The 6,711-nt window shown below is 66.1% G+C and carries 4 protein-coding genes; 2 read left to right on the plus strand and 2 right to left on the minus strand.

The annotated features are described in order from the left end of the window. The first annotated feature begins 115 nt into the window (after positions 1–115). The gene (locus tag HFP89_RS10785) at positions 116–1,357 is read left to right on the plus strand and encodes an ISL3 family transposase (RefSeq protein ID WP_168715701.1); all 1,242 of its coding nucleotides are present in this window, start codon (positions 116–118) and stop codon (positions 1,355–1,357) included. 94 nt (positions 1,358–1,451) lie between these two features. Here HFP89_RS10785 and HFP89_RS16340 read toward each other — a convergent pair whose 3' ends face one another. After that, complete coding sequence (locus tag HFP89_RS16340; RefSeq protein ID WP_168717673.1) at positions 1,452–2,852, minus strand: ABC transporter ATP-binding protein; 1,401 nt, start codon at positions 2,850–2,852, stop codon at positions 1,452–1,454. Between the two features lie 113 nt (positions 2,853–2,965). Continuing rightward, complete coding sequence (locus HFP89_RS10795; protein WP_168717674.1) at positions 2,966–4,651, minus strand: glutamine--tRNA ligase/YqeY domain fusion protein; 1,686 nt, start codon at positions 4,649–4,651, stop codon at positions 2,966–2,968. Positions 4,652–4,777: 126 nt separating this feature from the next. Here HFP89_RS10795 and HFP89_RS10800 point away from each other — a divergent pair, with 126 nt between their 5' ends. Then, on the plus strand, positions 4,778–6,052 hold the full coding sequence (locus HFP89_RS10800; RefSeq protein WP_168717675.1) for a dicarboxylate/amino acid:cation symporter: 1,275 nt from the start codon (positions 4,778–4,780) through the stop codon (positions 6,050–6,052). Positions 6,053–6,711: the final 659 nt, after the last annotated feature.

Genomic DNA, 6,711 nt, shown 5'->3' on the forward strand with positions numbered 1-6,711 from the left:
GGGTCTATCCGAATCTCGCAACGGATTTCAGACTTGATCCGGTCTGATTTGAGAGGTCATGGGGCCTCCTGTAAAGTTTTGTTTTCCAGAACAAACAGTACAGAAAGGAACCCCCATGACCGTCTACAAGCTTATCGCAAAGCTGCTCAAGTTCAAGGATTTCCGGTGCAATGGACTGGCCTTTCGGCGCGGCAACCGGCTCGAGGTATTGGTCAAGCCCTACAAGAACGGCTGCCGCTGTCCGGAGTGCGGCCGGCGGGGACGTATCGTTCGCCAGCGCTCCGAGGTGCGCTACTGGCGTGATATTCCGGTCGGACCCTGGTCGATCTGGCTGATGTACTGGCCGCGTGAGATCTGTTGTGACACCCACGGCCGGGTGACCGAGCAGCTACCTTGGTCTGAGGCGGGCAGCCGGGTGAGTCACCGCTTTGAATACCTGATGCTGCGCTACTGCCAGATCATGCCGCAAAAGGCCGCCGCCCAGCTGCTGCGGTTGCCCGCCTCGACCCTTTCGGATCTGCTCCATCGCACCATTGGCCGGTTGCGCGAGGGCCATCGCATCCGAGGCCTCAAGACCATCGGCGTTGACGAAATCTCCTATCACAAGGGTCACAAGTACGCCACGCTGGTCTATGACCTGGAGCGCTCCTGCGTGGTCTGGATCGGCCAGGGCAAGGCCCGAGCGGCGATCGACCGGTTCTTCAACGAAGCGCTCAGCGACTACCAGAAGGCCAGGATCCAGACCGCCTGCTGCGACATGAGCCAGGCCTACATCGGGGCCATCCAGACACACTGCCCGAACGCCACCCTGGTGCTGGACCGCTTCCACATCGTTAAGGCGCTCAACGAGGCCGTCGACGAGGTTCGCAAAGAGCAGTGGCGGGAGGCTACCCGGGATGAACGCAAGGCGCTCAAAGGGCTGCGCTGGCTGCTCTCACGCCATTCGTCGACCCGAAGCCGGCGCGATACCCAAAACCTCAATGCGCTCGACAAACACAACCGGCGAATCTATCGCGCCTGGCGCCTGAAAGAAGAGTTCGAGCACTTCTGGACCTACCAGGCACCCTGGGCGGCAGAGCGGTTCCTGAAGCAGTGGACCAAAAGTGCATTGCTCAGCCGCCTGGAGCCGCTGCGAAAGTTCGTCCATACCCTCCGACGCCACCAGGATGCCGTGCTGGCCTTCATCGGCACCCGCGTGACCAACGCTATTGCTGAAGGACTCAATCGCATCGTCAAGATCGTCAAGAATCGCGCCAGTGGCTTCCGCCATCTCGATGCGTTCTCCGACATGATCTACCTGACCGTTGGAGACCTCGATCTGCCTGGGCAAATTCCAGTGCGGTTCCGCACACTATGAAAACGCCGGCAAAGACAGTCAGATCAGGCGCTGCGGGCGATCAGAGCTTTGCGAGATCCGGATATAGCCATTTATCTGAACCCGCCCACTCGGCTCAATCCGACACCTGCTGCGAGGCCAGGACCTCGCGCAAGCGGTCGTGGCGACGCACCAGCTCGAGCGCATGCGTGGCGAGCAGCACGGCGAAGTTGACGGCGCGCAGGCGATCTTCGAGGGCGTCCTCGAGGATCAGCGCCGCACGCGGATCCAGGCCGTTGAACGACTCGTCGAGCACCAGCAGGCGCGGTGCGCCGACCAGCGCCAGCAGCACTCCGAGCTTCTGCCGTGTGCCGAGCGAGCTCCGGTCGACGCTGTGGTCAAGGCGAGGCGTCAGCGACCAGGCCGCGATCAGCTCGTCGACGAGCGCCGGTGGCGCGACCCGGCCATGCAGGTGGGTGAAAAGGCGCAGGCATTCGCGCAGCGTCAGCCGATCGGGCAGCGCGTAGCCGAGTGCGGCGCGAGCGTTCCGCGGCGCGGCGCACAGGGACTGCCCGGCCCCCCGCACGTCGCCGGCCAGCGGCGGCAAACGCCCGGCGACCGTGTCGAGCAGGGTCGTCTTGCCGCAGCCGTTCGGCCCGACCAGGGCGACCCAGTCCCTGGCGGCCAGGTCCAGATCGACATCACGGACCACCGGCTGCCAGCCGTGGCCGACGGTCAGCGCGCGGGCTTCCAGGATCTGCTCGGCCCCGCTCACGGATCCAGCGCCCGGAGCGTACGCGCTCGCTTCGCCTCGACGACCAGCGCGGCCGTCGCGATCAGCAGTACGACGCCGATCGGCGAGGTCGGCAGTGCCGCGCACGCTGTCGTGCAGCCCGGCCGTCAGCGCCTGCAGATACAGCACGGCGATGAACGCCAGCAGCAGGGCCAGGGCCTGAACCAGCGCCAGCCCGTTCGGCAGCACGAACAGCGCGGGCGCCACGACCCGGGCCAGCGTCTTCGGCTTAAGCCGAGCCGCGACGGCGATCGACAGGTCGGATCGCAGCGGTTCGATGCCGGCCCTCGAGTGGGTCGGCGGCCTGCCGATCCGATAGCGCGAGGCCGGGTAGGTCGCGGCTCGGCCGAGCGACCAGACCACGGCGAACAGCGCACCGAGGAGCAGCCCCGTGGGCAGCGCCAGCCCGCCGACAAGCACGTCCGTCCAAGCGATCGTCGTTGCGGTACGTCGTGCATGGACCACGCCGGCGATCAGAACCAGTGCGGCCCCGGCCGCTGCGGCCGCGATGGGCAGCGCCGCCGGCGCACGCGCGGCGAGACCGCGAGTGGCCGGGGCCAGGGGCAGTGCGCCGGTCCAGTGCCCGAGCCCGGCGATCGCCCGGCGGCGATAGCGGAGCCGGACCACCACGCCGGCGCTGACGACTGCGGCCAGTCCGAGGGGGAGCGGCGCCGGAGCGGTGACCTGCACGGCCACGGCGAGCCCGACCCCCAGCGCAGGAAAGACCAGCGCTCGGGCCGCCACGGCCAGGCGCGAGAGGTGCCGGACGCGCGGGGGGCCGCTGGCCTACCCGAACCCGCGACGCCACTGCCGGACGGCGACGCCGGCCAGCGCGGCGATCTCGGCGCGCGTGGTGTTCAGCGCAGCTGCTTTTCGATCTTGGACCAGGTGTCGCGCAGCGTCGCGGCCCGGTTGAGCACCGGGGCATCGGGCGTGCTGTCGCGGTCGACGACGAAGTAGCCGGTGCGTTCGAACTGCATGTGCGTGCCGGGGGCCATGGCCTCGACGCCGGGCTCGATGCGCGCATCGGAAACCACCTGCAGCGAGTCCGGATTCAGGTGCTCGACGAAGTCCCGGTCCTTGTCCGCGGCCGGGTGCGGCACAGAGAACAGCCGGTCGTAGAGGCGCACCTCGGCGCGAACGGCGTGCTCGGCCGACAGCCAGTGGATGGTGCCCTTGACCTTGCGGTCGGCGCCGGGCTGGCCGGAGCGGGTGTCGGGGTCGAAGGAGCAGTGCAGGGCCACGACGTTGCCGCTGTCGTCCTTGACCACCTCGTCGCAGCGCACGATGAACGCCCCCCGCAGGCGGACTTCGCCGCCGGGCTTGAGGCGGAAGAACTTCTTCGGCGCATCGATCATGAAATCGCCGGCCTCGATCCACAACTCGCGCGACAGGGGAACTTCGCGGGTGCCCATGTCCGGATTCTGCGGATGATTGGGCAGCTCCAGCCACTCGGTCTCGTCGTCCGGGAAGTTTGTCAGGATCACCTTCAGTGGGTTCAGCACGGCCAGGCGGCGCGGCGCGCGGACGTTCAGATCATCACGGAGATTGCGCTCCAGCGCACCGAAGGGGATCACGCTTTCGGACTTGGTCACGCCGATCTCGGTACAGAAATTCCGGATCGACGCCGGGGTGAAGCCGCGACGGCGGATGCCGGCCAGGGTCGGCATCCGCGGGTCGTCCCAGCCGTCGACATGACCTTCGTCGACCAGGCGTGACAGGCGGCGCTTCGACAGCACGGTGAAGTCGAGATTCAGGCGCGCGAATTCGATCTGGCGGGGTCGGGCCGGCACCGGAAGGTGCTCGATGAGCCAGTCGTACAGCGGCCGGTGGTCCTCGAACTCCAGCGTACACAGCGAGTGGGTGATGCCTTCGATGGCGTCGGACTGGCCGTGGGCGAAGTCGTAACTCGGGTAGATGCACCAGGCGTCGCCGGTGCGGGCGTGATGCTGGTGGCGAATCCGGTACAGCACCGGATCGCGCAGGTTGATGTTCGGGGCGGCCATGTCGATCTTCGCCCGGAGCACGTGCGCACCATCGGGAAACTCACCGGCGCGCATCCGCTCGAACAGATCGCGGCTTTCGGCCGGCGGCCGGTCACGATAGGGACTCTCGCGACCGGGTTCGGTCAGCGTGCCGCGCTGTTCGCGGATCGCGTCGGCGTCCTGGCTGTCGACGTAGGCCAGGCCCTGGTCGATCAGGTGCAACGCCCAGGCGTAGAGCTGCTCGAAGTAGTCCGAGGCGTAGCACTCGCGCGCCCACTCGTAGCCCAGCCAGCCAACGTCGTCCCGGATCGCGTCGACGTAGCGTTGCTCTTCCTTCATCGGATTGGTGTCGTCGAAGCGCAGATGGGTCCGGCCGCCGAATTCCTCGGCCATGGCGAAATTCAGCGCGATCGACTTTGCATGCCCGATGTGCAGGTAACCGTTGGGCTCCGGCGGAAACCGGGTCACGACCTGTTGCACCACCTCGGTCTCGACGTCCTTGCGGATCCGGGTCCGGATGAAGTGCGGCGGCGGTTCGGGGCGGTCGGTGTCGGTCATGGCGGTCGGCACAGCGAAAGGGCTGGTAGTGTAGCGAATCGCCCGCGCGGCAGCGCGCCGGCCGCTGATTTCACTTGACCACGGGGATTTGCGATACTCGGCGTCCCTTTCGTGCCCCGGTGCCCCATGAGCGAAGTCCACTTCAACCACAAGCGGCTGTCCAACCACATCCTGATCGGGCTGGTCGGCGGCCTGGTCGCCGGCATCGCGCTGAACCTGACGATCGCCGACGTCGGCTGGGTGCGCTCGTTCGTTATCGACGGTGTTCTGAACGTGGTCGGCGAGGTCTTCGTCCGGTTTCTCAGCATGCTGGTCGTGCCGCTGGTGTTCGTGTCGCTGATCACCGGGGTCAGCTCGCTGTCGGATCCGAAAAAACTGGGCCGGGTCGGCGGAAAGGCGGTCGGCCTGTACATGTTGACGACCGGAATCGCGGTGTCGCTGGCCCTTTTTGCCGCGATCCTCATCCAGCCCGGCATCGGCGCCAACCCGACCGAGGTCGTCGAACGCGAAATTTCGGCGCAGCCATCGTTCGGACAGGTGCTGATCGACATGGTCCCGCGTAACCCGGTCCAGGCCATGGCCGAGGGCGACATGTTGCCGATCATCATCTTCGCGGTCCTGCTGGGCCTGTCGATCGCGGTGTCCGGCGCGGCCGGCGAGCGGGTCAGCCGCTTCTTCTCCGATTTCAATGAAATCATCATGAAACTGGTCGGCTTCGTGATGCTGCTGGCTCCCTACGGCGTGTTCGCGCTGATCTGCGTGCTCGGCGCGACCACCGGATGGAGCACCTTCGTCGGCGTGCTGAAGTACGTCATTCTCGTGCTCGTCGTGCTGATCCTGCACGCAACGATCAGTTATTCGCTGCTGCTGAAGCTGCTGGCCGGACTCAACCCGCTGATCTTCTTCCGCAAGATGCGGGCCGTGCTGGCGTTCGCCTTCTCCACCGCGTCCAGCGGCGCGACCATCCCGGTCACCCTGCGAACCGTCGAGAAACGGCTGGGCGCCAACAATCGGGTGGCGTCGTTCACGGTCCCGCTGGGCGCGACCATCAACATGGACGGTACGGCCATCATGCAGGGCATCGCGACCGGCTTCATCGCCCAGTACTTCGGCGTGGACCTCTCGATCGGTCAGTACCTGATGGTGGTGCTGATGGTGATCATGGCCTCGGTCGGCGCGGCCGGCGTACCCGGTGTCGGACTCGTCCTGCTGGCCGGCGTACTGGCCTCGGTCGGACTTCCCGCCGAAGGGATTGCCCTGATCCTCGGCGTCGACCGTCTGCTCGACATGACGCGCACCGCCGTCAACGTGGCCGGCGACGCCGCTGTCACCTGCATCGTCGCCAGGAGTGAGGGCGAACTCGACGAAAGCGTCTTCAACGAGTTCAACGAAGACGACTGACAACGCGCGATCGGCCCAGCCGGCTCCAACGCAGAGCGGAGGGGTTTTTCGGACATGCGCCGAAAACCACGAGTGCAATCGCGGGTTAGCGAATGGAGCGCTGCAACGGGTCGGATTTCGATCCCCACGGGGCCGGGCGGCGGAGTCTGCGCGTCCAGCGCAAGCGCGAAGCGGAGGGGTTTTTCGGACATGCGCCGAAAACCACGAGTGCAATCGCGGCCCAGCGATTGCACCAATAAAAATCAAAAAGCCCAGACGCGGAATGCATCTGGGCTTTCGAATAAATGCCTGGCGGTGACCCGCTTGCGGGGGCGTGTCTCCGCAAATCGATCGTTCGGCCGAAGGCCGGTCGAATTGGCCCGTCAGGGCCTTCGCGCGCAGCGGGGCGAAGCGCGAATGAAGATCCACCGCCCGGCGGAACGAAGAAAAAAGCCCAGACGCGGAATGCATCTGGGCGTTCGAATAAATGCCTGGCGGTGACCCGCTTGCGGGGGCGTGTCTCCGCAAATCGATCGTCCGGCCGAAGGCCGGTCGAATTGGCCCGTCAGGGCCTTCGCGCGCAGGGGGGCGAAGCGCGAATGAAGATCCACCGCCCGGCGGAACGAAGAAAAAAGCCCAGACGCGGAATGCATCTGGGCTTTCGAATAAATGCCTGGCGG

Origin of the sequence: Wenzhouxiangella sp. XN79A, assembly GCF_012272825.1 — a bacterium.
Lineage (GTDB): Bacteria > Pseudomonadota > Gammaproteobacteria > Xanthomonadales > Wenzhouxiangellaceae.

What these genes read in the sequence shown, in the direction of transcription:
- HFP89_RS10785 (WP_168715701.1), top strand. Translation starts at nt 116, where the DNA reads ATGACCGTCTACAAGCTTATCGCAAAGCTGCTCAAGTTCAAGGATTTC.
- HFP89_RS10795 (WP_168717674.1), bottom strand. Translation starts at nt 4,651, where the DNA reads ATGACCGACACCGACCGCCCCGAACCGCCGCCGCACTTCATCCGGACC.
- HFP89_RS10800 (WP_168717675.1), top strand. Translation starts at nt 4,778, where the DNA reads ATGAGCGAAGTCCACTTCAACCACAAGCGGCTGTCCAACCACATCCTG.